Genomic DNA, 25,936 nt, shown 5'->3' on the forward strand with positions numbered 1-25,936 from the left:
AATGACCATGCTCACATTCGCACCTGCAGCCCTGCTTGCGCCGCTCTTCATGCTTCAGGGCGCAGGCGAAACCGCGATTGCGATCCAGAACGACACGCCGGAAACCTGGACCGTCGAATACCCCCGGATCATCATGCCCTTCATCGACGATTACCGGCGCTGCCTGAATGTCGCGAACCGGACGATCACCGGCAAGGCGGACTTCGAAGCGCAGCACCGCAGCGACTTACCGCGCTGCGAAGATGTCTCCCGGGTCGCGCAGGCAAATGCCAACCGTGTGCTCGCAAACCGCGCGGAATACGAAGAATATACCGAGGCAGATGTCTCCGAAGTGTTTGCCCATCTCGGCCGCATCCACGTCGCGCGCGGGGCGGATCTCGATCACCAGTTCACGATGCGGATGCAGGTCTCCACGCGTGCCGTCGATGACTACAACGAGAACAAGCCGAAGGGGCTCGTGCTCGAATTGCACGATGCCTCGGTAGTGAAGGCGCGTATCGAAGAAACTGCCTCACAATATGACGGACCGACCAATGTTAAGAATTGAAAACCTCCACGCCGAAGTTGATGGCAAGACCATCCTCAAGGGCCTTTCGCTCGAAATCCCTGCCGGTGAGGTCCATGCCATCATGGGCCCGAACGGGGCAGGCAAATCGACGCTCGCGCATGTGCTGGGCGGTAAGCCGGGCTATGACGTGACGCAGGGGTCAGTCGAATTTCGCGGGTCTGACCTGTTCGATCTCGACCCGCACGAACGCGCTGCTTCCGGACTTTTCCTCGGGTTTCAGTACCCGGTCGAAATTCCGGGCGTCTCCAACGTGCAGTTCCTGCGCGAAGCGCTCAATTCGCAGCGCAAATATCGCGGTGAAGAGCCGCTTTCGGGCGGCGAGTTCCTCAAGCTGGCCAAGGAGAAGGCCGGCCTGCTGCGCATGGACATGGAAATGCTCAAGCGGCAGGTGAATGTCGGCTTTTCGGGCGGCGAGAAGAAGCGCGCCGAGATGGTGCAGATGGGCATTCTCGATCCAGCCTTTGCGGTGCTGGATGAAACCGATAGCGGCCTCGATATCGACGCGCTGCGGATCGTGGGCGAGGGCATCAACTCGATCATGCGTGCGCCCGACAAAGGCGTGTTGCTGATCACGCATTACCAGCGCCTGCTCGACGTCGTGAAACCGGATAAAGTAAGCGTTCTGGCGGATGGCCGGATCGTCCAGACCGGCGGACCCGAACTTGCACATCGCCTCGAGGCCGAAGGATACGATGCGGTGATGGCCGATGCCTGAAGCGGCCACTCTTCCGACCCGGCGTGACGAGGCCTGGCGCTATGCCGATGTCGATGCGCTCGCTCGGCTGGGCGCAGAGGCGCTCGATGACTGGAAAGAGATCGCGATTGGCGCTGGTGAAACGCGCAGGCACTCGATGGTCGTTGGCGCAGATGCTCCGGAATTGCACCGGATCCGGCTGACGCTGGGCGAAGGCGCACGGGCAGAGCTGTTCGTAACCAACGCAGGCAGCGATTACACCCGCGTCGAGGTTGAAGTGACGCTCGGCAAGGGCGCGCATTTCGAGTTTGGCGGGATCACGATCGGCGGCGGCGATGCGGTGCGCGAATTCGTGACGACAACTATCCATGCCGAGCCTGATGCGACCAGCAACCAGACCGTGCGCGCCGTCCACTGGGGCACAGGCACCGGCAATTTCCTGGGCGAGATCAAGGTCGCGCGCGATGCTCAGAAAACCGATGCCGCGCAAGACTTCAAGGGATTGCTGATGGAGGCTGGTGCAAGCGCCAATGCCGTACCGCAGCTCGAAATTTTCGCAGACGACGTGAAGTGCGCACACGGTGCGACCGTCGGCGAACTCGACGAGGCCGCGCGCTATTACATGGCCGCGCGCGGGCTGTCGCCCGAACAGTCGCAGCGGCTGCTGGTGCAGGCCTTTCTCGGGGATGCGTTTGTCGAGCTGGCTGATGATGCCGAGCGTGAGACGCTGCTCGATGCTGCGCTCAAGGCACTGGAGGGCGCAGACCTGTGAACGCGCCCGCTGCCATAAACGCGCTCGCCGACCTGCGCGCCGATTTCCCCGGCATGGTCACGCGTGAAGGCGCGCCGTGGCATTACCTCGACACGGCGGCGACCGCGCAGAAACCGCGCGCCGTCATCGACGCGATGAGCCGCGCGCTGGGGGAGGATTATGCCACCGTGCACCGGGGCGTCTATTCGCGCTCCGCCGACATGACCCGCGCCTATGAAGATGCGCGGCGAACGATCGCGACCTTTCTTGGCGGAGCGGAAGACGAGATCGTCTTCACGCGCGGCGCGACCGAGGCGATAAACCTCGTGGCGAACACCTGGGGGCGGGCGAACCTGAAGCCGGGCGACCGTATCCTGCTGTCGCAGCTCGAACATCATTCCAATATCGTGCCGTGGCAGATGATCGCGGCGCAGACCGGCGCCGAAATCGACGTCTGCCCGCTGACGGACGATCACCGGATCGACCTCGATGCCGCCGAGGGCATACTGACCGAGCGGCACAAGCTGGTCGCCCTGTGCCATGTCTCCAACGTGCTCGGCAGTGTGCTCGATGCACCGCGCGCTGCTGCATTGGCGCACAAGGTCGGTGCGAAAATCCTGTTGGACGGCTGCCAGTCTGCTCCTCACATGAGCGTGGATGTGAGCGCGCTCCACTGCGATTTCTATGTTTTCAGCGCACACAAGCTCTACGGCCCGACGGGTATCGGCGCGCTATGGGCACGCAGCGAGATCCTCCAGGCAATGCCGCCTTGGGAAGGTGGCGGGTCGATGATTGACCGCGTGACTTTCGTAAAGACGACCTACGCGCCCGCGCCGCAAAGGTTCGAGGCGGGCACGCCCGCCATCACCGAAGCGATCGCCTTTGCCGCCGCCGCCGACTACATCGGCGAGGTCGGGCTGGGCCGCCTTCATGAGCACGAAAGCAGCCTCGTTACCCGATTGCGCCGCGAGCTTGGCAAAATGAACGACGTGACGCTGTTCGGCCCCGCCGACAGTGCTGGCATCGTCAGCTTTGCGATCGACGATATCCACCCGCACGATCTTGGCACAATCCTCGACGAAGCGAACGTCGCGATCCGTGCCGGGCACCATTGCGCGCAGCCGTTGATGGACTATCTCGGTGTCACGGCGACCGCGCGGGCCAGTTTCGGGATTTACTCGGGCGAAGACGATGTCGATGCGCTGCTTGAGGGCATTGCCCGCACACGCCGGATTTTTGGGAAAGCATGATGAACAAGCCTCAGGAAGAAAAGGAATTTGTCGCCGCACCTGCCCCGAATGACGAGGTGGTCAAGCCGCCCCGCGCCCGGGTTGCCGACGCGGTCGACCCCGATGAGGGCAGCGCGCCATCCAAAGCGGCTCGCGAGCGCGACTATCTCGACGGGTTCCTGCATCAAAAGCCGGCCGAGGGCCCGGTGGGCGGTGCCGGCAGCGACCTGCAGACCGCTGTGGTCGATGCGCTCAAGGAGATTTACGACCCGGAAATCCCGGTCAACATCTACGACCTTGGCCTGATCTACGGCGTCGAGGTCGATGACGAGGCCGATGCGACCATCACCATGACGCTGACCACGCCGCATTGCCCCGTCGCGGAAACCATGCCGGGTGAGGTCGAGCTTCGCGCTTCGTCCGTCCCTGGCATTCGCGATGCCGAGGTCAATCTCGTCTGGGACCCGCCGTGGAGTCCCGAGAAGATGTCCGACGAAGCGCGGCTCGAACTGGGGATGCTCTGATGCCCGAAGCCAAAGAAGCCGCCAAGATGCGCAAACTGCCTGCCGCCGTTACCCTCACCAAGGGCGCGGAAGACCGCATTGCGCACCTCATGAGCGAGGCGCCCGAGGACGCGATCGGCGTCAAGTTGTCGACCCCGCGCCGGGGTTGTTCGGGCCTTGCCTACTCGGTCGATTACGTCACGGAAGAGACCAAGTTCGACGAGAAGATCGAGACACCGGGCGGCATTTTCTACATCGACGGGGCGAGCGTGCTTTATCTCGTCGGGTCGACGATGGATTGGCGCGAAGACGATTTCACCGCCGGTTTCGTATTCGAGAACCCCAACGCGAAAGGCGCGTGCGGCTGCGGCGAAAGCTTCATGGTCTGATGACCCGCACAATTGAGCTTGCGACCCGGCTCGATTGCTCCGCTGACGAGGCTTGGGAACACCTTCAGAGCCCTGCACTCTTGCAGCATATCGCCTCTCCGCTGATCAGGTTTATTCCGAAAGGCGGTTCCGCGTTCCCCAATCGGTGGGAGCAGGGCGAATATCGGGCGTGGATGCTGTTTTTGGGCATAATCCCAATCGGATGGCAGGCCGTCGTCATCAGCAGACCAGCGTCTGACGGCCCGGCGCGCTTCGTGCGCGACAATGGGTATGGCCCGCTGATCAAGCGCTGGGATCACTGGATCGAAATCGCGCCGGAAAGCGAGACCTCGGCGCGCTACACCGATCGCGTAACGATCGAAGCAGGCATTCTGACGCCCTTGATCACTGCATTTGCGCGAATTTTCTACAGCCATCGCCAACGCCGCTGGCGCGCGCTAGCTGCCTCGGATTTCGAAGCGCTGAAACCCTAGCGCTAGTATACTCAGCCTTCGTCGATGATCCGTGCAAGCAGGCGGCGTTCAAGCTCGTCGACTTCGCCATCGGCATCGACCATCTTCTCCAGCCAGTCCTGCTCGAAATCGGTCACCTGCGCGCCGGCAGCAGCTTTCTCTTCATAGCCCGGTGCATCTTTGCGTTTACCGAAGACCTTGCCGAAATGGTTGGCGACCTGCGGGGCCTCCTGAGCGGCTTTTGCCATGAACCGTCCGACATTGGCTTCGGCATCGGCGACGAAGTTTTCAAGCTCGACTGCACGGCCATGGCTGATCTGCGCGTTGTCCAGCATGAAGCCCTTGAGGAAGTTGCTCACGCCGTCGAGGAAAAGATCGTCCCAGTCGGCAGCGTTTTCTTCGGCGAGCGTCGCGTCCTTCAGGCGGAACAGCATTTCGGCATCGAAGCGGCTGACTGCAGCCGGGCCATGGCCGCCGCTGGCGAAAATGACGCGGCGCAGGATGCGAACTTCGGCGGCGCTGATGTGCGTGGCTGACAGCTCGCCGCCGCAGCGGGCCGGGCCGGTGCCGGTGAGCACTTCGCGTTCGACCTGCGCGAGGACGTAATCCTTCAGCTTGACCGGGACGTTCTGAGCGCGCTCGATGATGCGGACGATCGTTTCAAGCTCGGCCATGCTTTCGACCACGCCGTCATGATCGACCTGCGCGATGAGCCAGTCGGCTTCTTCCTCGCTGCATTGCAGGCGCGGCTGCGCGGCATTGAGCACGTATTCGCCGACAGCCTCGACCATGAAGTCGCACCATTCCTCATCGCGCTCCGAGATCACGTTGTTGATCGCGAAGATCGCTTCGGCTTCTTCGCGCGTAATCTGGCCATCGCCCCAGCCCTGCTGGCGCAAGGCAAGCAATTCCTGTGGCGAAATCGCGCCATCGCTCACGGCGCGCTGTGCAAGCTCGGTGAAATGTGTCGTCATAGCCCGGTGAAACCCCTTCGATACGTAGGAGCGCCTATGCCATGCATATGCTTAAGACCGGGTTACCGCCGCGCAATCTCCGAGGTGCAGGCCGCGCTGTCGATGCTGGCGCCGCCATCCTTCAACCTCGCCTCGGCATGGGTCGCAACCGGCTGAGTTCCGTATTCACGCGGATAGAGGTAGATATCGAGCACGCAGGTCGGCCCGGCGAACTGGAGCTTGCGCGCATCCCCTTCCCTGAGATCGATCCGGGTCTTTCCCAGCCGCGCCGTGAGCGCCTGTGCGCTCTGGCCGATAATGCTCTGCGGCCCGCGCATTGGCTGGCGCACCGGTTGCCGGACCGGCGCTGGAGGTGATTGGGCGGCAGGCTGATACACCGGCGCGTTGGAGGGCGCCGGGATAAAGCCCGAGCCTGCACATGCAGAGGTCGCGCCGAGCGCAGCTATCAAGGCGAGGTTACGCATCGCCCGGCTCCATGCGGCGCATCGCATCGAGGGTCAAATGCGCACCTGCCGCTGCCCCCACAATTGCCGCGAGCAGGTTCACAAATGGGATGAGCATCATCGTCGCAGTCACTATCCCGAGCATGAACCGCTCGCTCCCCGGCACCGGGCCTGGCCTGCGAACGCCTCCGCTGTGGCGCAGCCAGGTCATATCGGTAAGCTCGCGGCCAAGCAGCACGGCGTTTACGAGCAGGAACACGATGGCCGGGCCAAATGCCGTGAAAATCAGGACCGCCGCGACCGGCAAGGCGAGCAGGTTGAACCCCAGCGCCCGGCCAAATCCCCGCACCGAATTGGCAATGTCCCGGTGCAGCGGCAGCGCGCGTGCCTTGTCGGCGAGGCCGGGATAATGCCGCGCCTCGACCGCGGCGACGATCTCGTCGGCAAAGAACTGAAGCACCGCGAGCGCGACCACCCGGAACAGGAACCAGAAGGCAATCAGCGCGATGATCACCGCTGCAGCTATCGACACAAAGCCGCCCGCATCCCAGGCGAGCCACGCAAACAGCCGGTCGAGCCCGAAATAGACTCCGATCCCGCCGCCCACGAAGATCAGGACGGTCAGCGCAATGCTCTTGACTGCGACGCTCAGGATCCGGGGGTCGCCCAGCTGACCAAAGGCTTTTGCCAAAGATGCGATGACGGCATTCACGCATGAATGGATGCTGCGACAATCCGGCGAAGTCAAACGCGAAGACGGCGTTCATCCACCCCCTTGGCCTGAGGCGCAGAGGCCGCTAGGCGGGGCGGCGAACTTCTAGCCAATCTTCAAGACAGGATGAACCCCAGTGACTGAACCGCGTTACGACGTGATCGCCATCGGCAATGCCGTGGTGGATGTGATTGCCTCTTGCGAAGAGGAGCTGATCGAGGAGCTCGAGCTTAATCGCGGGGGCATGACCTTGGTGGACGAAGCGCGCGCCGATGAGCTGTATTCCGCGATGCCGCCGGCCCGCGAATTGTCGGGCGGATCGGCTGCCAACACGCTTGCGGGCCTTTCCACGCTGGGCCTGCAATGCGCGTTTATCGGGCAGGTTGCCGACGACCAGCTCGGCAAGGTGTTCCGCCACGACATGCGCGCCACCGGCATCGATTTCGACACTCCGGCGCGCGAAGGCGAGCCTGCGACCGGCCGGGTGCTGATCTTCGTGACGCCTGACGGCGAGCGGACGATGAACACTTTCCTGGGCGCAGGCCAGTTCCTGCCTGCCGCCGCGCTCGATGAAAGCCTGATCGCGAGCGGCGGGATCCTTTATCTCGAAGGGTATCTGTGGGATCCCGAAGAGCCGCGCCGCGCCATGCGCCGCGCCATCGAGGTTGCGCGCGAAGCGGGCCGAAAGATCGCCTTCACGGCGAGCGAAAGCTTCGTGATCGACCGCCACGGCGACGATTTCCGCGGTATGATCGAAGACGGCGTGATCGATATTCTGTTCGTCAACGAAAGCGAGCTGGCGACACTGACAGGCGAGGACGATTTCGAAACGGGCCTCGCCGCTGTGGCGGGCAAGGTGCCGGTGCTGGTCGCGACCCGCAGCGAGAAAGGCGCGGTCGCCATTGCCAATGGAGAGCGCGCCGAGGTTGCCGCCGAACCGATCGACAAGGTGATCGACACGACCGGCGCAGGCGACCAGTTCGCCGCGGGCTTCCTGTCCGGATTTGCCAAGGGCGAAGCGCTCGACCGCTGCCTGAAGCGCGGAGCCGTCGCCGCCGCCGAAGTCATCTCACATTACGGCCCGCGTCCCGAGGTCGATATGAAAGCGCTTATGGGTGAGAAGCTCTAGCCCTCAGGTAGCGCAGCGATAGGGCGACAAAAGCCCTCAAGTAGCGCAGCGATAGGGCGACAAAAGCCCTCAAGTAGCGCAGCGATAGGGCGACAAAAGCCCTCAAGTAGCGCAGCGATAGGGCGAAAAGATGTAGGATACGCATGACACATCGGCAGAAGTGTCATGCGTATTCTCGGCCCACTTGCTATGAATATCAATAGTTTAGCGATGTTGGATATGCATGACACATTTCCAACACGAAAGCTCCTAATGGGCGAATACCGACGATTTGAAAGAACCGCGCGCGCTATAGAGCGCACGGCTCTTGTAGGAAAATCCTGGCGCCTCAATTCACTGCGCAGGCACGTAATCGTCGCGGCGCAGCGTCACCAGGTAATTCGCGACTTGCTCGATCTGTTCAGGCTCAAGGTCGAAATCCATCACTTCGGGATAATTGTGCGCATCGGCCAGCCAACTGGCGAGCGTCTCATCGGTGACACCGGGATTATTGGCGATGGCCTCGAACGTGGGCGAGGCCGGATTGGGTGAAAGGAAAGGCGGCTCGACCGCATGGCATCCCCCGCAAGCGGCCTCGACGAAAGCGGGCGGATCGGGATCGGCCGCAGCCTGCGCGGCAGGCGCGGTCGTCTGGCAGGCGGAGAGAAGCGCGGCAAGAAGCACTGGCGGCGCGGCGAACAGGATGATGGGGGCTTTTGTCATGACCGCAATAAAGCACGGCGCATGCGAAGCATCATTGATCGAAATCAAATTCGCGGGTGCGTGATGATGGAAAGCCCCGCCCGAGGGACTGGGCCGGGCGGGGCTTTCAGGATCAGCGCGACTTGTGGGCAAGCCCGGCGCCGACCGCTTCGGCTCGCGCCCGTGCGACAACCTCGTCACGCACGGGTGCGATATCCTGCTTGGTTTCCTTGATGCATTTTCGCGATACGGTTCCGGCCCGGATCGAGCGTGTCCATTTGACGTTGCAGACCTTCCTGACAGCGATCGCGATCCTCTTGTCGAGGGTTGCGAGTCCAGCGGAGCTGACAAGGTTCAGGTCTTCATACGTGACCTCGATGCTGTGCGTGCCGGGATCGGCAGAGGCGGGAAATGCAGCGGCGCCCAACGTCAGAGCGATTGCGGTTGCGAGGATCTTCATATCGGTCTCCCTTGTAAGTGACCGGTGCAAATTGCTCCTCGGGCGGGGGAAAGACCAATCAAAAGCTGGCCAAAAGCATAAGCCAGACTTATAGTAGGCCAATGCGAAGCCTGCCTCCTCTCACCGCCATCAGGGCCTTCGAGGCAGCGGCTCGCCACCGCAATTACACCCGCGCGGGCGAGGAACTGGGGCTGACTCAGGCCGCAGTGAGCTATCAGATCAAAAGCCTTGAGCAGCGGGTCGGCACGGTGCTGTTCGTTCGGCAGGGTCGCTTCATGGAGCTTACCCCTGCCGGAGAGGCGCTGGCCCCGAGGATCGCAGAGGCTTTCGCTTCGATGGAGGGCGCCTTTGCTGCTCTCGGCGAAAGCGAAAACTCGGTGCTATCGATCGCCTGCTTCCAGACATTCGCCACGAATTTCCTCGCGCCGAGGCTGGGTGCCTTTCAGCTCGCCAATCCCGAAATCGCGGTGCGGATCGAAGTCAGCAATCGCTATGTCGATCTCGAGGCGGGCGAGACCGACCTCGCCGTCAGGCTATCGCGGGATGTGGCATCGGGGCTGGAATCGCACTTCCTGATGCGCCTTGGAATTGCGCCCTTCGCCAGCCCGGAATTCATTGAAAAGCACCCTGGATTGCAGGGCGATGATCCGACAATCGCCGACGAGCACCGGATCTCACCGGGAACGGCCTGGTGGCAGGTGTGGGACACGGCGCGCTGTGGGGAGGGGTACGGTGCGGACGGGCGGCAACCACCGCGCGGGCTCGAATTCGATCTCGCAGGTGCTAGACGCAGCGGCGGCGATGAGCGGGAACGGGATCGCCATCCTTGCCCCGGCGCTGTTCGTCTCGGAAGTGGCAGACCAGAGGCTCAAGCGGATCGGCACTGCGGTGGTCCGTACCGGGAGGCGTGTTCAGGTTGGTGTATCCCGAAGCTCGCAGGCATTTGCAGAAGGTGCGGGCATTCCGGCAATGGCTCACGAATGAGCTGCAGAGCCATCTTGCAGACGATCCCGACGGCGCGCTTGTTCCCGGGCCAAGCTCCGAGCCTTAGCCCCGCTCGCGTTCGACTTCGCGCCAGCCGATATCGCGGCGGCAGAACCCGCTTTCGAAGCCTATCGCGTCCACCGCGGCATACGCCGCCGCCTGCGCTTCGGTGACGTTTGCTCCCATTGCGGTTACATTCAGCACGCTGCCGCCGTTGGCGACCAGCGAGCCGTCCTTGATCGCGGTGCCTGCATGGAAGACCTTGGCGCTCCCGTCTTCCGCGTCACGCAGGTCGATGGCGCCGCCCTTCTGCGCGGTTGCAGGATAGCCTTCTGCCGCCATCACCACGGTGAGCGCGGTTTGTTCGGAAAAGTCCGCGCCCACGCCCGAAAGCTCGCCCTTGGCGCAGGCCAGCATCACTTCGGCCAGATCGCTCTCGAGCCGCATCATCAGCACCTGGCATTCGGGATCGCCGAAGCGGCAATTGTATTCGATCAGCTTGGGACCATCCGCCGTCAGCATCAGTCCGGCATAGAGCACGCCGGAATAGGGCATGCCCTCCGCGCGCATCGTATCGACCGTAGGGCGGATGATTTCGTCCATCGCGCGGCTCTGAAGCTCTGACGTCAGCACCGGAGCGGGCGAATAGGCACCCATGCCGCCGGTATTCGGCCCGACATCGCCTTCGCCGACGCGCTTGTGATCCTGCGCGGTGCCGAAGGGAAGGATGGTCTCGCCATCGGTGAGCGCGAAAAGACTGGCTTCTTCCCCTTCGAGGAACTCCTCGATCACGACCTCGGCCCCGGCATCGCCGAACTGGCCGGAGAACATGTCCGCGAGCGCCATTTCCGCGCTTTCGATCGTGTCGGCGATCACCACGCCTTTGCCAGCCGCCAGTCCGTCGGCCTTGAGCACGTAAGGCGGGTCGAAGCGGGAGAGTGCGCTCCGCGCTTCATCGAGCGAGGTGGTGCGGACATAGGCCCCGGTCGGGATGCCTGCGCGCTCGCACAAATCCTTGGTAAAGCCCTTGCTGCCTTCCAATTGTGCGGCGGCCTTCGAGGGGCCGAATACTGCAATCCCTGCGCCGCGCAGGCTGTCCCCCAGCCCATCGACCAGCGGCGCTTCGGGGCCGATTACGACGAGGTCGATTTCCTGAGCCTTGCAGAACCGGATGCAGGCATCGTGGTCGGCGGCATCGACGCCTGCGGTTTCTGCGCACTCGGCGATGCCCGGATTTCCGGGGGCAGCCAGCAGGCGCTCGCAGCTTGGGGATTGCGCCAGTTTCCATGCTAAAGCATGTTCGCGTCCACCCGAACCCAGCAGAAGGATATTCATGGCTCGCGCTCCCTCCAATTCCAACAATGACGGGCTCGTAGCGCGCGTGGCGCAAGGCGACAACGCCCAGCCGCTGTCGATCACCGAGATTTCGGCTGCGCTGAAGCGTACGGTGGAGGAGCGGTTCGGCCACGTGCGGCTGCGCGGCGAGCTGTCAGGGGTGAAGCGCGCGGCTTCGGGCCACCTCTATTGCGCGCTCAAAGATGAAAAGGCCGTGCTCGACGGGGTCATGTGGCGGGGCAGCACGAACCGCCTCGCTTTCGTGCCGGAGGACGGGCTGGAAGTGATCGCGACCGGCAAGCTGACAACCTATGCCGGGCGCTCGAAATACCAGATCGTGATCGAGAGCCTCGAGCTGGCGGGCGAAGGCGCCTTGCTGGCGCTGCTTGAGAAAACGCGCGCCCGGCTGGAGGCCGAAGGGCTGTTTGCGCGTGAGCGAAAACGCGCGCTTCCGTTCCTGCCGCGCACCATCGGCGTGGTCACTTCGCCAACCGGATCGGTTATTCGCGATATCCTCCACCGGCTGGCGGACAGGTTTCCGAGCCATGTGATCGTCTGGCCGGTGCTGGTGCAGGGGCAGGGCGCAGCGGAGCAGGTCGCAGCGGCTATTCGCGGCTTTTCCGAGCTTCCTTCCGGCGGCCCGGTGGCCCGTCCCGACGTCGTGATTGTCGCACGCGGGGGCGGCTCGATCGAGGATTTGTGGAGCTTCAACGAAGAGGCGGTGGTCCGCGCCATCGCAGAATGTACCATTCCGGTGATATCGGCGGTCGGGCATGAGACCGATACCACGCTTGCCGATTATGCCGCAGACCGGCGCGCGCCGACGCCGACGGCAGCGGCAGAAATGGCGGTGCCGGTGCGTGTCGACCTTGACGCCACTCTTGCGGACTTTGCCAACCGGCAGCGCCGCGCGGTCTATCGCCCGGTCGAGCTTGGGCGCGAACGGCTCGAGGTGCGCGTGCGCCGGCTTCCCCGCGCTGAAAACCTGCTGCAACCGCAGGCGCAGCGGCTCGATGAATTGTCCGACCGCCTGCGCCGGGGCCTGATGGACCGGGCAGCACAGGGACGCGAAAGGCTTGCGGGCACGGCCTCGCGCTTGTCCCCCAGCGCGCTGACCCGCGCGCACGCCGAGGCGCAGCGGCGGCTCGAACGCGCACGCCTCACCCCCGCTCTGGTCGAACGCCCGATGGCAGCGAAACGCGACCAGCTCGCCGCGCTCGCCCGGCTGGCGGAGCAATTGCACCCGGAAAAGCCGCTCGCGCGAGGATACGCCATCGTGCGCGATGCATCGGGCAAGGCGCTCACCAGCAAGGCGCAAGCCGAGAGAGAGACTGCGCTTAAGCTTCAATTCAAGGACGATGCGTTAGACGTAATTCCTGCCAGCGCCGCCCGCCCGCCTCAGAAAAAGCCCAAGCCGCGCACCAAATCGACGCCCGCCCCCGGAACACCCGCGCGGCAGGACGATTTGTTTGACTAAGGTTCCGATGTTAGTGAGACGCCCATGTTGATGTCCTCCGGCGATAAAGCCGCCAAACTCTATTACGCCCCCGCCAGCTTTCGCGTGCTGCGCCCCGGCCAGCATGTTTTTTGCGCGGTTTCGGGCGATGTGATCCCACTTGAGGAATTGCGGTATTGGAGCGCCGAGCACCAGGAGGCCTACGCCTCGGCCGAGATCGCGACGCGCCGCTTGCTCGGACAGGGGTGACAATCATGCCGACCCGCTGGAAGTCATGGAGCATGGCCGGCGCGGCCCTCGCCGGGGTCGTTACCGCCGCGAACAGCAATCCTGACACTGCCGCCCAGCCCGCTCGCGGAGCCGAGGCTGCGATCTCCGAACGTGGCTTCACCTATTCCGGAGAGCTTACGCAAGGCGGGTGGATCCGCGGGCTTGCACCGCAGGGCGCAGTGAGCGCCACGCTTGGCGGGAAGGAACTCGATATTGCCGAGGACGGCACGTTCTTCGCCGCATTCGACCGCGACAGCGCGGATGAGCTGACGCTTGTCGCCAGGAACGAAAGCGGGCGCACCATCGCTGAAGACCTCTCCGTCTCGGCGCGCAAATGGCAGATCGAGCGCGTTAATGTCGCCAAGCGCGGCGGCGGCAGCAGCGAGGCATGGTGGAAGAAGCGCGAGCCTGAATGGAACGCCATCGTCGCCGCGCGGGCGAGGGAAACCGGCGCGACCGGGTGGCGTCAGGACTTCATCTGGCCGGTCAAAGGGCGCATTTCAGGACGGTTCGGACGCCAGCGCATCTATCGGGGCGAGCCGGGCAGCTACCATTCGGGCATTGATATCGCGCCGGGCAATGGAGTGCCGTTTGTCGCACCGGCAGACGGAGTGGTGGTGCTCGCGCGCACCGGGTTCAGCCTCGAAGGCGGGCTCATCATCATCGACCACGGATCGGGCCTCAACAGCGCATTTTTGCACGCCTCACGCATTGTCGTTGAGGAAGGCCAGAGCGTTGAGCAGGGGCAACATATCGGCAATGTCGGGGCAACGGGCCGCGCCACCGGGCCGCACCTGCACTGGAGCCTCAAGTGGAACGACGCGCGGCTTGATCCGCTGCTTTTCACCGGCCCGATGGATTGACCGGGTGCTGACCTAAGATGCGCAATCGCCGCCGCGCGCTCGCGGCGATCATGGTTGCGGCATTATGCGCGCCGGGAACATGGCTGCGCACCGCCGCACTTGAGCGTCCCCCTCAAAATATAGCGATCGAGCAAGTCCAGGCGGCCTCTGCCAGCGATGATCCGGCATGGTCCGTCGCGGGGGTGTGGCATTATTCGGCTGACAGCCTGCTGTTCGGGGGTTTCTCCGCGCTCATCACACTGGAGGATGGGGGGCTCCGCGCCTTTTCCGATCGCGGCGGGCAGTTCACCTTCGGCGCTCCCGACCGGCCTGCTCGCCCGTCCGAAGTGACGATGCAATCGGTTCCTCTGGACCGTCTGGATGACCTTATAGATATCGAGGCGGCCGCCAGCGATCCGGCGACGGGTCGATACTGGCTGGCTGTCGAGCAGACCCACGCGGTCATCCGCTATGATGACACCGGAAAACCGGACGGTGTGCGCAACCTTGAAACGGGCGCGCTGGACTGGAGCGTCAACAGCGGCGCAGAGGCAATGACCCGGCTGCGCGATGGCCGCTTTCTCATCCTGCCAGAAGGGCGGCGCACAGGGATCGTTTTCGCAAGCGATCCGGCGGAGGGCGCAGCGCAGCAGACATTCGCCTATCTGCCGCCTGTGCCGGGCCATGCGACGACCGATATCGCCCAGCTGCCCGATGGCCGCGTGCTGCTGCTGCTGCGCAACCTCGATCCGGGCGGAGGTATGCCTCCATTTCAGAGCAAGCTGGCGCTCGGCCCGCCGCCCGTTGCCGACCAATCAGAGCCTTGGGCACCGGAGGTCGTGCTAGACCTGGCAGGCGTGATTCCGCGCGAAAATTACGAGGGGCTGGCCGTGCGCGAGATGGAGGATGGCCGTGCGGCGATCTGGCTGATCTCGGACGACAATATGTCGCTCATCCAGCGCACTCTGTTGGCAAAACTCGTGTTCGATCCCGCCGCCTAATGACACTCAGACGCAAAAAGGCGCGCGAGAGCCGATGCTCCGCACGCCTTTATCGTCTTTGAATGCTGCTTTGCCGCCCTAAGCGGCGTCGGCTGCAGCTTTCTTGAGCTCGCGCTTCACCTTGAGCGCGCGCGGCGAAAGCTTTTCGTCCTTGGTCTTGAGCAGCCAGTTGTCGAGGCCGCCATTGTGCTCGACCGAGCGCAGGCCGTGGGTCGACACGCGGAACTTGAAACCGCGCTCGAGCTTTTCGCTCAGCAGCGTGACGTTCTGCAGGTTCGGCAGGAAGACGCGCTTGGTCTTGTTGTTGGCGTGGCTGACATTGTTGCCCACCTGGCGACCCTTGCCGGTCAGTTCGCAAATCCGCGACATGATATCTCTCGTTTGTTTACAATTGGGGGCTGCCAGCGATTCGGCGGCCCAAGGTTTCGGGTTATCCCGGAAAGCGGCGCGCATAGCCGGGGGCGCGTTTCGCGTCAAGCAAACTCGCCCCTGTGACGAGCGCGTAAATTAAATTCTGGAACCTTTCATTCGCGCAGTCCATTGTCGGTTTGACGATAATCCAGCGCAACGCAGTGCACCGGAACGTCATTTGGAGGAAAAACATGAAAAAATTCATCACCGCAGCACTTGTCGCCACAGCTTCTCTTGGCCTTGCCGCATGCGATGTCGACCAGACCGAAGAAGGCTCGCTTCCAGAAGTTGAAGGCGGTAACCTGCCAGAGTTTGATGTGGAACCGGTACGGACGTGGATGTGGACACCAATATTGAAGCGCCGACGCTCGATGTTGACGTCGATCAGCCGGATGCCGAAGGCGAGCCGGTCACTGGCGACGAGGAGTAAAGGCATTTGGCTGTGACGGGGCCGGGCACACGCTGGCCGGTCCCGCCAGCCATGCTGCGCGCCCTTGATGCGGCGCGCGATGCGGCGGCGATGGGCGAAGTGCCCGTCGGCGCCGTTGTCGTATCGGGCGATGAGGTCATCGCGGTGGCGGCCAACGCCACGCGCTCACCCCCCGACCCGACCGGTCATGCCGAAATGCGCGCGCTGCGCATGGCGGCAGAGGCATTGGGTCAGGACCGCCTGATCGGCTGCGATCTTTACGTCACGCTGGAACCGTGCGCGATGTGCGCGGGCGCAATCTCTCACGCCCGGATCGCGCGGCTGTATTACGCCGCCAGCGACCCCAAGGGCGGCGCGGTTGAACACGGCGCGCGCGTGTTCGAGCAAGCGCAATGCCTGCACCGGCCCGAGGTCTACTCAGGAATGGGCGAAGCCGAAGCAGCAGAAATCCTGCGTGGGTTTTTCAGGGAGCGGCGGAGCTAGCTCACGTAGAGCGGATGCGCCCCATCACGGTACCGCAGCGATCGCCAGCAATAGGATTGCACCCGCTTCGTACACCACATTCTGGGCGGCCATGTCCTTGCCCTGCAAGACGATCAAACGGGCAATGGCTGTGATCGCAATGAAGATCGGAAATACGAAAAACGAACCGCGACCTGTGTAAAAGATCGCGATCATTGCCAGCACTTCAGTGTAGAGGAACATGAGGAGGATGTCGGCGAGAGCGACGGCTTGCTTCTCGAATACGAAGACAACCTCCGCTCCTGCCGCCACGAGCGTCATCAACGCCGCGACGACAAGCAAGAGGCGCTCTAGGAGCTTGAACACCTTTTCGGCAGACGCGCCTGCCTTTGGTTCTGCTTGCGCTGGGCCTTCGGGACCAAGAGGCGACGTGGAATTCATTCATACGCTTATACGCCAGAATGTGCCTAATGCCGACCGGCAAGTGTCGCGCACTTGTATTCGGCCCGATCTCCATGGCAATCGATCAGCTATCGAGGGAGCTGAGCTCCGGATGCCTTAGCCGCCAAGCCACGTAATCGCTTTGTCCTGCTCAGCGAGGTCGAAAGCGCGAATTTCGGGCTTCAGCGCGGCGCTGAAGAACCCGGCTACGTTTCCGATCCACTTCGGACCCCCGACGATGGCGTAGCGATCGAGCCTGCCGATCAGGTCGAGCTTTCCGCTCGCCACGACGCGGCTGAGCAGGGCATCGGGATCGAAACCGTGCCAGTGCCTGATGACGATCATGAGCCGCGAGCAATCGGCCTCTTCCATCCGCGCGCGCACCATTGCCACGCCGCGTTCGGATTCTTCGCGGTCGAGCCGGCCCGAAAGCTCGAATGCGGCTATGTCCGGCTTGCCGATATCAAGCTCCCGGAATGCGCCGGTGTGCGGACCCTCCGCCTCTTCCATGATCCATGCCCGCGCGGCGTCCGCCTCGTCATCGTCATAGACCTGATAGACCACACCCGGAAGCAAGGCGCTTTCCAGCCGGGAGGCGGTTCGTATCCAGTCATCATCGGAAACGATCGCGATCCGGTCGAGGCCGTAAACCCATTTCATCAGGCTGGGGATGTGCGCCAATTCGATCGAGACTGCGGACCAGGTGAAGCCTGCCATCGCGGTGAGGTCGGCCAGCACATGGCCGCCGCCACCGGCTTCTTCGCGCGCTTTCGCGAATTCGATGAGCTTCTCGGCGTCGTCCTGATGAAATTCCTCCATTACGACTATGCGATGGGCATCTTCGGAGAGTTTCTCGATGTTGATCATGCGCGCTGACTATCAGTCTCGATGCCAGCCCGCATTGATCTCGGTCAAATTTCGCTCACAGCCCCCGCCAGATCTTCGCCCGCACGCCGTCCCGTGCGCCGTACCGCCCTGTATCGCACCGCGTGGGCCGGAACCGCGCGCCGTAGCAAAGGCGGATTTCCTGGAGCCATCCGCGTCCGTTCAGCTTCACGCCGACCTGCGATGCACTCCAGCCCGGATTGGCGTCGGCGAAGGCCTGGCGGATGCGGCCTGCGGTGAGGCCGTCCTCGCGGCTGATGCGGTCGTAATCGGGGATGCGCAGGCTTTCCCACAATATGCGCGTCACCTTCAGATAGGTCGCGGGCCGCCGGGTCATGCAGCTGCCATGCTTGGCCCATTGCCGCGCCACCAGCCGGGCTGAGGGCATCATGCACATATTCGCGCGCGTCTCTTGCGGAGTAAGGCGTCCGTTTGTGGAGCACCATTGCGGCCACGTCCCGCGGCTCTCCGGCCACAGGCCATGCACGACGAAGCCAAAGCGCCCGTTATCGCCCGAGCACTGCATTGAGTGGCCGCGGCTGTCTGTGCGCGGCTTGCAGAACTCCGGCGACCAGCTCAGCGCCATCGTGTAGCCTGTCACGGGCAGCTCGCGCCGCGGGCCATCGGGCGTCACCTGCGGCACGCTGCGGATCTGCGGCGCGCGGCATTGATAGGCCTGTGCGCTGGCCGCTGCGGGCAAAGCGAGGGCCAGCAGAACGCCTGTGATGCTAATCGAATGTCGCAGGATCGATCTCCTTGTGCGCAAACCACGTCTGCGCGCCGCGGGTGAACAGCAGCGCCACGGCGGCAAGCGCGATGGACTGGCCCGCAAAGATGCCCGGCAGCGGATAGAGCATCGGCAGGTTGGTCACCAGCAGCACCGCTTTCAATCCCGCCATACCGGCGATGAACCACCGCGCAAACCGGCTCGCGGCGAGCCAGACCAGCGCGATCGGGATGAGCTCGATCGTGAACCATGCCGAACTTGTGATGATCGTCCAGTCGCGGTTCCAGTCGAGCCCGAGGCCGAGCGAGCGCAGAAGTTCCTGCTGCGCAGGCAGATCGAACAGCGCGGCGGCGAGATTGGCAATGGCGAGCGTAAGCAGGATCGCGGCGAACAGATTTATGGAGAGCGGGCGAGGACCGCTCGCAATTCTCATAGCGGCGTAAAGTCCAGTCCCACATCCGCCGCCGGCGCGCTCTGCGTCAACCGGTACGACCGAGCAGTAATCGACCCCGCTCGCCGCCTTGGCCGCGATCGTATCGAGATTGATTCCGCCGCTTGCCTCGGTCGGGACGCGGCCTGCGACCATCTCGACCGCCTGCGCGAGCACTTCGGGCGCCATGTTGTCGAGCAGCAGGTGATGCGCGCCCGCCTCCAGCGCGGGTTCGATCTGGTCGAGCCGGTCAACCTCGCAGATGATGGGCTTCACCCCGGCCTCCGCCGCGCGGCGCACCGCTTCGCCGACACTTCCTGCGACCGCGACATGGTTGTCCTTGATCATGGCGGCGTCCCACAGCCCCATCCGGTGGTTCTGCGCGCCGCCCATCCGGGTGGCGTATTTCTCGAGCACGCGCAGGCCGGGCAGGGTCTTGCGGGTGTCGAGAAGGGTGCAGGAGGGGTTGCCCCCGGGCCCTCGCATCGCGGTCACATAGTCATGCGCCATCGTGGCGATGCCCGAGAGGTGCTGGACGATGTTGAGCGCGCTGCGTTCGGCGGTGAGCAGCGCGCGGGCATTGCCCTCGAGCCGCATCAGGTCGGTGCCCGCGCCGACCTTGTCGCCGTCTTGCACCAGGCTTTCGATCTGGAGGTCCGGGTCGAGATGGCGAAAAAACGCCTCGGCCAGCGGGAGTCCTGCGATCACCACCGCATCGCGGCTGTCCATCACACCGGAAAAGCGCGCATCCGCCGGGATAACGCTCTCGCTCGTGACGTCCTTGCCGCCGCCGTCGAGGCCGACGCCCAGGTCTTCGTCCAGCGTTTCGCGAACGAAGCGGTCGAGGTCGAAGCCGGGGAGAGTGAATTGGGGCATGTCGGGATGCTTGGCCGAGTCATTTGTTTTGTGCAAGCGCATCCGCGCTCGCTATGCGACCGTTCTCCGCGACCAAGCCCGTGCCGCGGAATGGTCGCGAGCCAGATGGCCCGCGCCCGGCGTTAGGGCGCAAACATCAATGCACGAATCTCGCCACGACATCGCGGTAAGACCGGCTCACCTTCACCTCGGCGCCCGAATCCAGAACCAGAAAGCATTCGCCATTCGTGTGCGGCTTCACCTGCCGAACCTGGTCGAGATTGACGATGGTCGAGCGGTGGACGCGCTGAAATTTGCGCGGGTCTAGCCTGCGTTCGAGATCCTTCATCGTCTCGCGCAGGATCAGCGAATTGTCGCCGGTATAGATACACATGTAGTCGCCCGCCGCCTCGATATGTTCGATCGATTCAACCTCGACACGGAAAATCTGGCCGCGATCCTTCACATTGATCAGCTTTTCGAAGCGCTCCGCTCCTGCATCTTCGCTTTCGTTGAAATTGGCCGCGCGATCTGGCGCAACCTCGGCCAACACGTCGAGCAGCTGGTCGGCATCTTCGGCGGATTTCTTTTCGGACAGACGCTGGCGCACACGCTCAACCGTGTCGGCGAGCTTGTCCTCGTCGACCGGTTTCATCAGGTAATTGACCGCATTGGCCTCGAATGCGCGGATCGCGTGCTCTTCATAAGCGGTCACGAAGACGAACAGCGGCGGTTCGATCTCCATCACGCCCTTGACCACAGAGAACCCGTCGAAACCGGGCATCTGGATATCGAGGAAGACCAGATCGGGCTTTTCGGTCTTGATCTTGCGAATCGCCTCGCGGCCATTCGAGCAAGTGTCGATCACCTCGACATCTTCAAAGGGTTCAAGCCTTACCTGGAGGCCCTGAATGGCGAGTTTCTCATCGTCGACTAGGATTGTACGAATAGGCATTAGGAAGATCCAATGGCGCGTGGGGGGTTCAGGTTTATCACATTATCTACCGCAGGTTCAGGGGCTGCGCCGACCGATGCATTTTTGGCGACCGGTTCGGGTTCGGGCTCGCTCTCGAGCTTGGGCTCGGATGCCGTTACCGGTTCATATGGGATTTCGATCAGCACTGTGAAGCCCCCGCCCGGCTCCGAGCGGGTCTCGAACACGTGGGCATCGCCGTAGGCCTGCATCAGCCGGTTGCGGATATTGCCAAGGCCTACGCCGGTCGAAACGGGCTGGTCGGTCACTGCCTGCCCGTCGATATCGATGAGGCTGTGCTGCAGCGGCCCATCGAGGCCGGGGCCGCTATCCTCGACAGTCATGCGCAGCCGGTCCCCGACAATGCGGGCGGTGACGGAGATGCGCGCTCCCTCTTCCTGGGGGCTGACAGCGTATTTGATCGCGTTTTCGACGAGCGGCTGCAACAGCATCGAGGGCAGGCGCGCATTGCGCGCCTCGTCATCGATGTCGAACTGGGTGCGCAGGCGCTCTTCGAAGCGCATCCGTTCGATATCGAGGTAAAGCCCGAGGGTCTCGATCTCCTGGTCGAGCGTCACCTGGCTGCCGGGTTCCGCGATCAGCGTGTGCCGCAGGAAGCCCGATAGCCGGGTCAGCATCGCGTTGGCAGGCTCGGTCTGCTTGAGCAGCACCAGCGCGCTGATCGAGTTCAGCGTGTTGAACAGAAAGTGCGGATTGAGCTGGTAACGCAGCATGGCAAGCTGCGCGGCGGTGGTTTGCGCCTCCAGCCGCTCAAGCCGGTCGGCCTGCTGTTCGGCGGTCAGGAAGAAATTGATCGCGTAATACAGCGCGCTCCACCCGCCCAGCAGCGTCAGCGGGATGAAGGACAGGCCAAGGAACAGCTGCGCGAAATTCGTCTCGCGCGCGCCGCCGTAATAGATGCCCTGCACCCACGCATCGATCGAGGCATAGACGATCACCGCCCCGGCCAGCGTCAGCGCAGTCATGCCCCAAGTGACAACCGGCTTGCGGTCGATGAGCTGGCGGTAGATCACCGACAGGACCAGTGTGATCGAAAAACCAGTAATCGTGGTCACGAGGATGATCGCAAGCAGGTCCAGCGGCTGCCCATTGGCCAGCGCAGAGACCGCGCGCAGCAGGAACGCGCCGCCCCATCCGGCTAGCTGGAGGTTCCAGAAAGCGCGGTTCTTGCTCGCGAAGAAAGGTACAGGCTGGATCGGTAGCACTGCCATAGACCGGCGTGTGTAGCTGATTTTTACAAACGTCGCAGCGGATTCTGCCGTCTATCGGCGCGCGGGTGCACCGGCTGGACGCAGGAGTGGGGTTAGCCGGGGCTGTTAATGCCCTTTATCGGGGTCGATCTCGCGCTCGAAATGCACCGACCAGTCCGCGCATCCGTGCGATTCCATCAATTGCCGGATGCGCGGCAATTCGGCGGACACGCGGCGCACGCGGTCTTTCCACTTGTCATGCGAGCCGCCAATAAACAACACTGCGCCGCTGGTCGGCTTGTATTGTTCGAGAAATTGCACGGAAACCGCTGGATCGTAGCCTGCATTGGCGAGCAGCCACGGCATCAGCCGGTCCGCCTCGCGCTCGGTCGAGCGGACATTGCGGCGGCCCCGCTTGTTGCGGTCAAGCCATGCGCGGTGGCCGAGAAGGTTGTGCGCAAGCTCATGCGCAACCGCCCCAGCAAACACGTCTTCGGGATAGTCGAACCCGTCGAACTTGATGCCGATCACGACGCGGCTGCCATCGGCGACAGCCCTGCCGCCGTCGCCGGAAAGTTCGAACCTGGTGGCGCAGGCGCTCACCGGCTCTACCTGCACCTCAGCGCCATTGGCAAAGCCGAATGTGACGGAGGAATCTTGCGCGAGGTGGCGGTCAATCGCGTCATGCGCCTTGGTGAGGCGCTGCCAGTACAGGCGCTCTTCCGCTTCCCACGCATTGGGGTCGATGGCGCCTATCCGGCTGATTTCGCGATTGCGGGTAAATTGACCGGTTTCAGCCGCAGGCGACCCGCGTGCAGCGGTCTGGACGGCGAAGTCCCCGCGCATGTCCAGCGCAGCGCGGGCGATGTCGGGCGAGCCGTAGCTGGCGAGATCCTGCAATTGCAGGCCGATTGCGGGGATCGCCCGCTCGCAAAATGCCGCATTGGCGCTCGCAAGCCGCCAGCCGACATCCTGCAATTTCTGGTCGGCGTCCTGAAATCGTTCGATCGCGGCGCGTTCCCTCGCGAGATCGACGTCGCCGATATCCCGCGCCGCAGCCGAAACCGAGCTCACCATTGCCGCGAGTGCGGCCGCTGTCGCCAGACACCCAGCCGAGCGGCGCATCAGCTGCCTATAGGAGGACCCGCTTGCTCCAGCGTTTCCTTCATCTTGTCATAGCCGACATAGCCGTTGATCGGCGTATCGCCCGCGATCCATCCGGGTGTCCCGCCAAAGCCGATCGATTGCGCGAGCGACGAATTGCGGGCCAGTTCCATCGAGACCGCGTTGGAGGCTGCATCCACGCGCGCGCGCTCCAGATCCAGGCCGATCTCGCGCGCGACAATTTCCGCGGTTTCGGAATTGGCCGGGCCCATCTTGAACATGGCACTGTGAAACTCGGGATATTTGCCCTGGAGCGCGGCGGCGAGCGCCATGCGCGCGGCGCCTTCGCTGCCCTGGAATTGCGGCATCTCGCGCAGGACAACCTTGAGGTCGGGGTCTTCCTCGATCAACTGCGCCACGTGCGGCACGCTCGCCTCGCAATATCCGCAGTTGTAATCGGTGAATTCGACCAGCACTTTTGAACCATTTGGGTTGCCCATCACAGCACCGGGAAACGGCGCATAGACCTCGCCGCCCAGCTGTGCGAGCCGCTCTCGCCCCTGTTTTTCCTGGAGCGCCACGAACAGCTCCTCGAGGATTTCGGGGTTTTCCATCATGTAGGCGCGGGTGCGATCGTCAGCGAGGCCCGACAGCGACCACGCGACCGCCCCGAGGAAGCCGAAGAACAGCGCGAGCAGCGCGGCAAGCAGGTATGTGCGAATGCTGGAGGCCATTGTCGTCCGGTATGATTTAAGAAAGCGTCGTGTCTACCCTAGCGCGCGTCGCGCAGGCGTTCCAGTTCCGAACGCGCCTGCAAGGCGACGTCCTGCGCGCGGATCCAGTCGGGTGAGCCCACGGGCAGCCCGGCCTCGGCCGCCTGCGCGTTGCGCAATGCCTCGGGATAGCGGCGGCTCATCACCTGTTGTTCGGCGCTGGCGAGCCGCGCGCGCGGAATGTCGCCGCGCGCCGCGTAAACGACGCCCAGCTGGTACCACGCAAACGGATTGAAGCGGTCTTTAGCCACCGCAGCGCGGAGCACACGCTCGGCCTCGGCAAAATTGTCCTCATCCTCGGTCGCGATCAGGGCGTGGCCGAAAATACCGGCGATCAGCGGCTGGTTGAGCGTAAGCGCGGTCGCCTTGCGCAGCGGGACGAGCGCTTCATGCGGCTGGCCGGATTCGAGCAGGATTTGCCCTCGCAATTCCAGAAAATAGGGATTTTCAGGGTTCAGGGCGAGCAGGGCATCGGTCTCTGCCAGTGCCTTTTCGACCTGCGCATCCTTGTGAAACGCATAGGCCCGCGCATAGCGCGCCGGGACGCCGGTATCGCTTTCGGGATACATGTTGAAGGTCCGCTGCGGTTCGGCGAGATAGCCGTAGAGCTTCGCGCGAACCCTCAGGAACCGGTCCTGCAGGTCGGGATCGTCGGGTGCGTCCCATGCAGGGTCCTGTCGATAGAGGTCGCGCAATGTCTGGATACGGTCGCCCGAAAGCGGGTGCGTGCGGGAATAAGCCGCCTCGTCCGCCTGGCTGTAACCGCGGCGTATCTCGAGGCTGCGAAGACGCTCGAAAAACTTGATCGAACCGCGTCCGGAAATGCCAGCGCCCGCCAGGTAGCGCGCCCCGGCAAGGTCGGTCGATGCCTCTTGGTTGCGATTGAAAGCGAGGAAGCTGCCCATCGCCGCCTGCTGGCCAGCCATGATCGCGCCCATCGCCGCATCGCCCGCCCCGGCAAGCGCCGCGCCGACGCCGAGGATCAGTGACAGGATCGAAATGCCCTGCGCCGAGCGGGTCCGCTCACCAAAACGCACGACATGGCCGGCGGTAATATGGCCGAGTTCGTGCGCGATCACGCCCTGAACTTCATTGGCGGTCTCGGCAGCGTTGAGCAGCCCCGCATGGACGTAGACGACCTGTCCGCCGGCAACGAAGGCATTGATCGACGGATCGTTAATCAGCACGATATCGACATTGCCGGGTTCAAGCTCGGACGCTTCGATCAGAGGAGCGGCCATGTCATTGAGCAGCGCCTCGGTCTCGGCATCGCGCAGGATGGATTGCGCGGAAACCGGAGCGGCGGCCATCATCGCCGCCGCAATCAGTGCGAGTGCATAGGATGCAAGCCGAAGCGTCGAAGATTGCGCGTGCGAGAGGAAGAGGGCTGTCATTGCCCCGAGTGCTAGCGTGTTTCGGCCTGAACAGGAACTGAAACCGTGCTGCGCGGGCCCACCGAAGCGGCGAACCGGGCAATCTGCTCGCTCACGTCCCGGCGCGAACGCCACGGTGCGGCGAGCGAGATAAGCGGATCGTTGTGCTCCATCTCGGGATAGAACCGCGTCTGCGCCTCGGCCCCGGCCTCGGTCAGCTTGCCAGCGAGGAAGCGGGTGTTGCGCGGGTAGACCAGCGTGTCCTTTTCTCCGTGAATCAGCAGTACCGGAGGCACGTCCGTGCCAGCATCCTGGTCGATATGGACGCCCGGCTGCGTTGCCTCGGGATTGGCGGCATCGCCGAAAGCCGCCTTGGTCGAATCGCTGTCGAACGGATAGAAATCGTAAGGGCCGGACAGGCCGACCAGACCGGCAATATCATTGGCCGAGAGGTTTTCGCTGCCGAGCCAGCGCTCCTCCAGCGCGGCCATTGCGACATTGTACGCGCCCGCCGAGTGCCCGGCGACGATGATGCGCTCCGGATCGCCGCCATATTGCGCAATCTGGCGGTGGGTCCAGCCGATGACGCGCGCTGTGTCTTCGAGCATTGCAGGGTATTCGCCCGCTTCGCCGAGCCGGTATCCGCCCAAGACGACGACGAACCCTTTTGGTACAAATGCACGGCCAACAAATCCATAATCGACCGGATCGCCCGAGCGCCAGCTTCCACCATGCACGAACAGCAGCACCGGCAACGGTGCCGCGCCCTGCGGAACGTCCTCCGGCGCCCAGACGAGCAATTTCTGCTGCGGATGGTCGCCGGTCGAGATATTGGCCTTGAGCGCCGCGCCGCCCGATCCCCCGGCAATCCGGTCAACCGCACTCAAGACCGCGGGGCCATTGCGCTGGATTGCGAATTGCAGCGCTCCGCCTGCGATCGCGAGCACCAGCACGATTGCAACAATGGTCCAGGTCATGATGCGGCGTC

The 25,936-nt window shown here is 63.4% G+C and carries 32 protein-coding genes and 1 pseudogene; 15 read left to right on the plus strand and 18 right to left on the minus strand.

Going from position 1 to position 25,936, the window contains the following annotated elements; all coding sequences use genetic code 11:
* Position 1: 1 nt before the first annotated feature.
* The 7 genes from AC0L39_RS00145 to AC0L39_RS00175 are packed head-to-tail and all read left to right on the plus strand — an operon-like array spanning position 2 to position 4,607.
* Positions 2 to 547, plus strand: a complete 546-nt coding sequence (locus tag AC0L39_RS00145) for a hypothetical protein (RefSeq protein ID WP_473259730.1) — start codon at positions 2 to 4, stop codon at positions 545 to 547.
* A complete protein-coding gene (sufC, locus tag AC0L39_RS00150) occupies positions 534 to 1,283 on the plus strand; it encodes a Fe-S cluster assembly ATPase SufC (RefSeq protein ID WP_473259732.1) in 750 nt (249 codons plus the stop codon). Before AC0L39_RS00145 ends, sufC begins: the two co-directional genes overlap by 14 nt.
* A complete protein-coding gene (locus tag AC0L39_RS00155) occupies positions 1,276 to 2,034 on the plus strand; it encodes a SufD family Fe-S cluster assembly protein (protein ID WP_473259734.1) in 759 nt (252 codons plus the stop codon). The genes sufC and AC0L39_RS00155 overlap by 8 nt, the downstream gene beginning before the upstream one ends.
* On the plus strand, positions 2,031 to 3,263 hold the full coding sequence (locus tag AC0L39_RS00160; RefSeq protein WP_473259736.1) for an aminotransferase class V-fold PLP-dependent enzyme: 1,233 nt from the start codon (positions 2,031 to 2,033) through the stop codon (positions 3,261 to 3,263). The genes AC0L39_RS00155 and AC0L39_RS00160 overlap by 4 nt, the downstream gene beginning before the upstream one ends.
* Positions 3,263 to 3,766, plus strand: coding sequence for an SUF system Fe-S cluster assembly protein (locus AC0L39_RS00165; protein WP_473262447.1), 504 nt, complete (start codon positions 3,263 to 3,265; stop codon positions 3,764 to 3,766). The genes AC0L39_RS00160 and AC0L39_RS00165 overlap by 1 nt, the downstream gene beginning before the upstream one ends.
* Positions 3,766 to 4,134 carry a HesB/IscA family protein gene (locus AC0L39_RS00170; RefSeq protein WP_473259738.1) on the plus strand — a complete coding sequence of 123 codons (369 nt, stop codon included), beginning with the start codon at positions 3,766 to 3,768 and terminating at the stop codon, positions 4,132 to 4,134. The genes AC0L39_RS00165 and AC0L39_RS00170 overlap by 1 nt, the downstream gene beginning before the upstream one ends.
* Complete coding sequence (locus AC0L39_RS00175; RefSeq protein WP_473259740.1) at positions 4,134 to 4,607, plus strand: hypothetical protein; 474 nt, start codon at positions 4,134 to 4,136, stop codon at positions 4,605 to 4,607. The genes AC0L39_RS00170 and AC0L39_RS00175 overlap by 1 nt, the downstream gene beginning before the upstream one ends.
* Positions 4,608 to 4,618: 11 nt before the next feature.
* Here the strand turns inward: AC0L39_RS00175 and AC0L39_RS00180 are convergent, their stop codons facing one another.
* The 3 genes from AC0L39_RS00180 to AC0L39_RS00190 form a co-directional block, all read right to left on the minus strand.
* Positions 4,619 to 5,560 (minus strand): hypothetical protein, encoded by a 942-nt coding sequence (locus tag AC0L39_RS00180; RefSeq protein ID WP_473259742.1) that lies wholly within the window; start codon positions 5,558 to 5,560, stop codon positions 4,619 to 4,621.
* 62 nt (positions 5,561 to 5,622) lie between these two features.
* Positions 5,623 to 6,024, minus strand: a complete 402-nt coding sequence (locus AC0L39_RS00185; protein ID WP_473259745.1) for a hypothetical protein — start codon at positions 6,022 to 6,024, stop codon at positions 5,623 to 5,625.
* Entirely contained in the window at positions 6,017 to 6,715 is a 699-nt protein-coding gene (locus AC0L39_RS00190) for an EI24 domain-containing protein (RefSeq protein ID WP_473259747.1), read from the minus strand. Before AC0L39_RS00190 ends, AC0L39_RS00185 begins: the two co-directional genes overlap by 8 nt.
* 136 nt (positions 6,716 to 6,851) lie before the next feature.
* On the opposite strand from AC0L39_RS00190, the gene AC0L39_RS00195 reads away from it, so the two are divergent.
* Entirely contained in the window at positions 6,852 to 7,844 is a 993-nt protein-coding gene (locus AC0L39_RS00195; protein ID WP_473259749.1) for an adenosine kinase, read from the plus strand.
* A 333-nt stretch (positions 7,845 to 8,177) separates the two neighbouring features.
* Here the strand turns inward: AC0L39_RS00195 and AC0L39_RS00200 are convergent, their stop codons facing one another.
* Positions 8,178 to 8,546 carry a hypothetical protein gene (locus AC0L39_RS00200; RefSeq protein ID WP_473259751.1) on the minus strand — a complete coding sequence of 123 codons (369 nt, stop codon included), beginning with the start codon at positions 8,544 to 8,546 and terminating at the stop codon, positions 8,178 to 8,180.
* 112 nt (positions 8,547 to 8,658) lie between these two features.
* Positions 8,659 to 8,985, minus strand: coding sequence for a UrcA family protein (locus tag AC0L39_RS00205; protein WP_473259753.1), 327 nt, complete (start codon positions 8,983 to 8,985; stop codon positions 8,659 to 8,661).
* A gap of 101 nt (positions 8,986 to 9,086) precedes the next feature.
* Between AC0L39_RS00205 and AC0L39_RS00210 the strand changes: the two genes are divergently transcribed.
* Positions 9,087 to 10,142, plus strand: coding sequence for a LysR family transcriptional regulator (locus tag AC0L39_RS00210; RefSeq protein ID WP_473259755.1), 1,056 nt, complete (start codon positions 9,087 to 9,089; stop codon positions 10,140 to 10,142).
* Here AC0L39_RS00210 and purD read toward each other — a convergent pair.
* On the minus strand, positions 10,033 to 11,304 hold the full coding sequence (purD, locus tag AC0L39_RS00215) for a phosphoribosylamine--glycine ligase (RefSeq protein WP_473259758.1): 1,272 nt from the start codon (positions 11,302 to 11,304) through the stop codon (positions 10,033 to 10,035). The two genes, AC0L39_RS00210 and purD, sit on opposite strands and share 110 nt — an antisense overlap.
* Between purD and xseA the strand changes: the two genes are divergently transcribed.
* From xseA to AC0L39_RS00235, 4 genes are read left to right on the plus strand one after another with little or no spacing between them, the layout of a single operon-like run.
* Positions 11,303 to 12,781, plus strand: a complete 1,479-nt coding sequence (gene xseA / locus AC0L39_RS00220) for an exodeoxyribonuclease VII large subunit (protein WP_473259760.1) — start codon at positions 11,303 to 11,305, stop codon at positions 12,779 to 12,781. The genes purD and xseA overlap by 2 nt on opposite strands.
* 24 nt (positions 12,782 to 12,805) lie before the next feature.
* Positions 12,806 to 13,009, plus strand: coding sequence for a DUF2093 domain-containing protein (locus AC0L39_RS00225; protein WP_473259762.1), 204 nt, complete (start codon positions 12,806 to 12,808; stop codon positions 13,007 to 13,009).
* Positions 13,010 to 13,014: 5 nt separating this feature from the next.
* Complete coding sequence (locus tag AC0L39_RS00230; RefSeq protein ID WP_473259764.1) at positions 13,015 to 13,893, plus strand: M23 family metallopeptidase; 879 nt, start codon at positions 13,015 to 13,017, stop codon at positions 13,891 to 13,893.
* Between the two features lie 17 nt (positions 13,894 to 13,910).
* Positions 13,911 to 14,873, plus strand: coding sequence for an esterase-like activity of phytase family protein (locus tag AC0L39_RS00235; protein ID WP_473259767.1), 963 nt, complete (start codon positions 13,911 to 13,913; stop codon positions 14,871 to 14,873).
* A 78-nt stretch (positions 14,874 to 14,951) separates the two neighbouring features.
* Here AC0L39_RS00235 and rpmB read toward each other — a convergent pair whose 3' ends face one another.
* Entirely contained in the window at positions 14,952 to 15,242 is a 291-nt protein-coding gene (rpmB, locus tag AC0L39_RS00240) for a 50S ribosomal protein L28 (RefSeq protein ID WP_473259769.1), read from the minus strand.
* Positions 15,243 to 15,475: 233 nt separating this feature from the next.
* Here rpmB and AC0L39_RS00245 point away from each other — a divergent pair, with 233 nt between their 5' ends.
* Both AC0L39_RS00245 and AC0L39_RS00250 read left to right on the plus strand, forming a co-directional pair.
* Positions 15,476 to 15,730, plus strand: coding sequence for a hypothetical protein (locus AC0L39_RS00245; protein WP_473259771.1), 255 nt, complete (start codon positions 15,476 to 15,478; stop codon positions 15,728 to 15,730).
* Positions 15,731 to 15,765: 35 nt separating this feature from the next.
* Positions 15,766 to 16,197, plus strand: coding sequence for a nucleoside deaminase (locus tag AC0L39_RS00250; protein WP_473262449.1), 432 nt, complete (start codon positions 15,766 to 15,768; stop codon positions 16,195 to 16,197).
* 24 nt (positions 16,198 to 16,221) lie between these two features.
* Here AC0L39_RS00250 and AC0L39_RS00255 read toward each other — a convergent pair whose 3' ends face one another.
* The 11 genes and pseudogenes from AC0L39_RS00255 to AC0L39_RS00305 all read right to left on the minus strand — a co-directional run bounded on the left by AC0L39_RS00255 (position 16,222) and on the right by AC0L39_RS00305 (position 25,925).
* A complete protein-coding gene (locus AC0L39_RS00255; protein ID WP_473259773.1) occupies positions 16,222 to 16,542 on the minus strand; it encodes a phosphate-starvation-inducible PsiE family protein in 321 nt (106 codons plus the stop codon).
* Between the two features lie 192 nt (positions 16,543 to 16,734).
* Positions 16,735 to 17,484, minus strand: a complete 750-nt coding sequence (locus tag AC0L39_RS00260; protein ID WP_473259775.1) for a SpoIIAA family protein — start codon at positions 17,482 to 17,484, stop codon at positions 16,735 to 16,737.
* Between the two features lie 55 nt (positions 17,485 to 17,539).
* Positions 17,540 to 18,202, minus strand: coding sequence for a ribonuclease T2 family protein (locus tag AC0L39_RS00265; RefSeq protein ID WP_473259777.1), 663 nt, complete (start codon positions 18,200 to 18,202; stop codon positions 17,540 to 17,542).
* A 28-nt stretch (positions 18,203 to 18,230) separates the two neighbouring features.
* Positions 18,231 to 18,662, minus strand: a complete 432-nt coding sequence (locus tag AC0L39_RS00270) for a hypothetical protein (protein ID WP_473259779.1) — start codon at positions 18,660 to 18,662, stop codon at positions 18,231 to 18,233.
* A pseudogene (nadC, locus tag AC0L39_RS00275) lies at positions 18,659 to 19,535 on the minus strand (carboxylating nicotinate-nucleotide diphosphorylase). Before nadC ends, AC0L39_RS00270 begins: the two are co-directional and overlap by 4 nt.
* 136 nt (positions 19,536 to 19,671) lie before the next feature.
* The gene (locus AC0L39_RS00280; protein WP_473259781.1) at positions 19,672 to 20,469 is read right to left on the minus strand and encodes a LytR/AlgR family response regulator transcription factor; all 798 of its coding nucleotides are present in this window, start codon (positions 20,467 to 20,469) and stop codon (positions 19,672 to 19,674) included.
* Positions 20,469 to 21,719: a sensor histidine kinase gene (locus tag AC0L39_RS00285; protein WP_473259784.1), complete on the minus strand. Its 1,251-nt coding sequence runs from the start codon at positions 21,717 to 21,719 to the stop codon at positions 20,469 to 20,471. Before AC0L39_RS00285 ends, AC0L39_RS00280 begins: the two co-directional genes overlap by 1 nt.
* A 105-nt stretch (positions 21,720 to 21,824) precedes the next feature.
* Positions 21,825 to 22,823 carry a M48 family metalloprotease gene (locus AC0L39_RS00290; RefSeq protein ID WP_473259786.1) on the minus strand — a complete coding sequence of 333 codons (999 nt, stop codon included), beginning with the start codon at positions 22,821 to 22,823 and terminating at the stop codon, positions 21,825 to 21,827.
* On the minus strand, positions 22,823 to 23,536 hold the full coding sequence (locus tag AC0L39_RS00295) for a DsbA family protein (RefSeq protein WP_473259788.1): 714 nt from the start codon (positions 23,534 to 23,536) through the stop codon (positions 22,823 to 22,825). Before AC0L39_RS00295 ends, AC0L39_RS00290 begins: the two co-directional genes overlap by 1 nt.
* Positions 23,537 to 23,574: 38 nt before the next feature.
* The gene (locus AC0L39_RS00300; RefSeq protein WP_473259790.1) at positions 23,575 to 24,969 is read right to left on the minus strand and encodes a M48 family metalloprotease; all 1,395 of its coding nucleotides are present in this window, start codon (positions 24,967 to 24,969) and stop codon (positions 23,575 to 23,577) included.
* 11 nt (positions 24,970 to 24,980) lie between these two features.
* Positions 24,981 to 25,925: an alpha/beta hydrolase gene (locus tag AC0L39_RS00305; protein ID WP_473259792.1), complete on the minus strand. Its 945-nt coding sequence runs from the start codon at positions 25,923 to 25,925 to the stop codon at positions 24,981 to 24,983.
* Positions 25,926 to 25,936 lie beyond the last annotated feature (11 nt).

The organism is Erythrobacter sp. K21-9, from assembly GCF_055808355.1.

Bases quoted from the DNA above. Each gene is read 5' to 3' on its own strand.
- AC0L39_RS00145 (WP_473259730.1), top strand. From the start codon at position 2: ATGACCATGCTCACATTCGCACCTGCAGCCCTGCTTGCGCCGCTCTTC.
- sufC (WP_473259732.1), top strand. From the start codon at position 534: ATGTTAAGAATTGAAAACCTCCACGCCGAAGTTGATGGCAAGACCATC.
- AC0L39_RS00155 (WP_473259734.1), top strand. From the start codon at position 1,276: ATGCCTGAAGCGGCCACTCTTCCGACCCGGCGTGACGAGGCCTGGCGC.
- AC0L39_RS00165 (WP_473262447.1), top strand. From the start codon at position 3,263: ATGAACAAGCCTCAGGAAGAAAAGGAATTTGTCGCCGCACCTGCCCCG.
- AC0L39_RS00170 (WP_473259738.1), top strand. From the start codon at position 3,766: ATGCCCGAAGCCAAAGAAGCCGCCAAGATGCGCAAACTGCCTGCCGCC.
- AC0L39_RS00175 (WP_473259740.1), top strand. From the start codon at position 4,134: ATGACCCGCACAATTGAGCTTGCGACCCGGCTCGATTGCTCCGCTGAC.
- AC0L39_RS00180 (WP_473259742.1), bottom strand. From the start codon at position 5,560: ATGACGACACATTTCACCGAGCTTGCACAGCGCGCCGTGAGCGATGGC.
- AC0L39_RS00185 (WP_473259745.1), bottom strand. From the start codon at position 6,024: ATGCGTAACCTCGCCTTGATAGCTGCGCTCGGCGCGACCTCTGCATGT.
- AC0L39_RS00200 (WP_473259751.1), bottom strand. From the start codon at position 8,546: ATGACAAAAGCCCCCATCATCCTGTTCGCCGCGCCGCCAGTGCTTCTT.
- AC0L39_RS00205 (WP_473259753.1), bottom strand. From the start codon at position 8,985: ATGAAGATCCTCGCAACCGCAATCGCTCTGACGTTGGGCGCCGCTGCA.
- AC0L39_RS00210 (WP_473259755.1), top strand. From the start codon at position 9,087: ATGCGAAGCCTGCCTCCTCTCACCGCCATCAGGGCCTTCGAGGCAGCG.
- xseA (WP_473259760.1), top strand. From the start codon at position 11,303: ATGGCTCGCGCTCCCTCCAATTCCAACAATGACGGGCTCGTAGCGCGC.
- purD (WP_473259758.1), bottom strand. From the start codon at position 11,304: ATGAATATCCTTCTGCTGGGTTCGGGTGGACGCGAACATGCTTTAGCA.
- AC0L39_RS00225 (WP_473259762.1), top strand. From the start codon at position 12,806: ATGTTGATGTCCTCCGGCGATAAAGCCGCCAAACTCTATTACGCCCCC.
- AC0L39_RS00230 (WP_473259764.1), top strand. From the start codon at position 13,015: ATGCCGACCCGCTGGAAGTCATGGAGCATGGCCGGCGCGGCCCTCGCC.
- AC0L39_RS00235 (WP_473259767.1), top strand. From the start codon at position 13,911: ATGCGCAATCGCCGCCGCGCGCTCGCGGCGATCATGGTTGCGGCATTA.
- rpmB (WP_473259769.1), bottom strand. From the start codon at position 15,242: ATGTCGCGGATTTGCGAACTGACCGGCAAGGGTCGCCAGGTGGGCAAC.
- AC0L39_RS00245 (WP_473259771.1), top strand. From the start codon at position 15,476: ATGAAAAAATTCATCACCGCAGCACTTGTCGCCACAGCTTCTCTTGGC.
- AC0L39_RS00250 (WP_473262449.1), top strand. From the start codon at position 15,766: ATGCTGCGCGCCCTTGATGCGGCGCGCGATGCGGCGGCGATGGGCGAA.
- AC0L39_RS00260 (WP_473259775.1), bottom strand. From the start codon at position 17,484: ATGATCAACATCGAGAAACTCTCCGAAGATGCCCATCGCATAGTCGTA.
- AC0L39_RS00270 (WP_473259779.1), bottom strand. From the start codon at position 18,662: ATGAGAATTGCGAGCGGTCCTCGCCCGCTCTCCATAAATCTGTTCGCC.
- AC0L39_RS00280 (WP_473259781.1), bottom strand. From the start codon at position 20,469: ATGCCTATTCGTACAATCCTAGTCGACGATGAGAAACTCGCCATTCAG.
- AC0L39_RS00285 (WP_473259784.1), bottom strand. From the start codon at position 21,719: ATGGCAGTGCTACCGATCCAGCCTGTACCTTTCTTCGCGAGCAAGAAC.
- AC0L39_RS00290 (WP_473259786.1), bottom strand. From the start codon at position 22,823: ATGCGCCGCTCGGCTGGGTGTCTGGCGACAGCGGCCGCACTCGCGGCA.
- AC0L39_RS00295 (WP_473259788.1), bottom strand. From the start codon at position 23,536: ATGGCCTCCAGCATTCGCACATACCTGCTTGCCGCGCTGCTCGCGCTG.
- AC0L39_RS00300 (WP_473259790.1), bottom strand. From the start codon at position 24,969: ATGACAGCCCTCTTCCTCTCGCACGCGCAATCTTCGACGCTTCGGCTT.
- AC0L39_RS00305 (WP_473259792.1), bottom strand. From the start codon at position 25,925: ATGACCTGGACCATTGTTGCAATCGTGCTGGTGCTCGCGATCGCAGGC.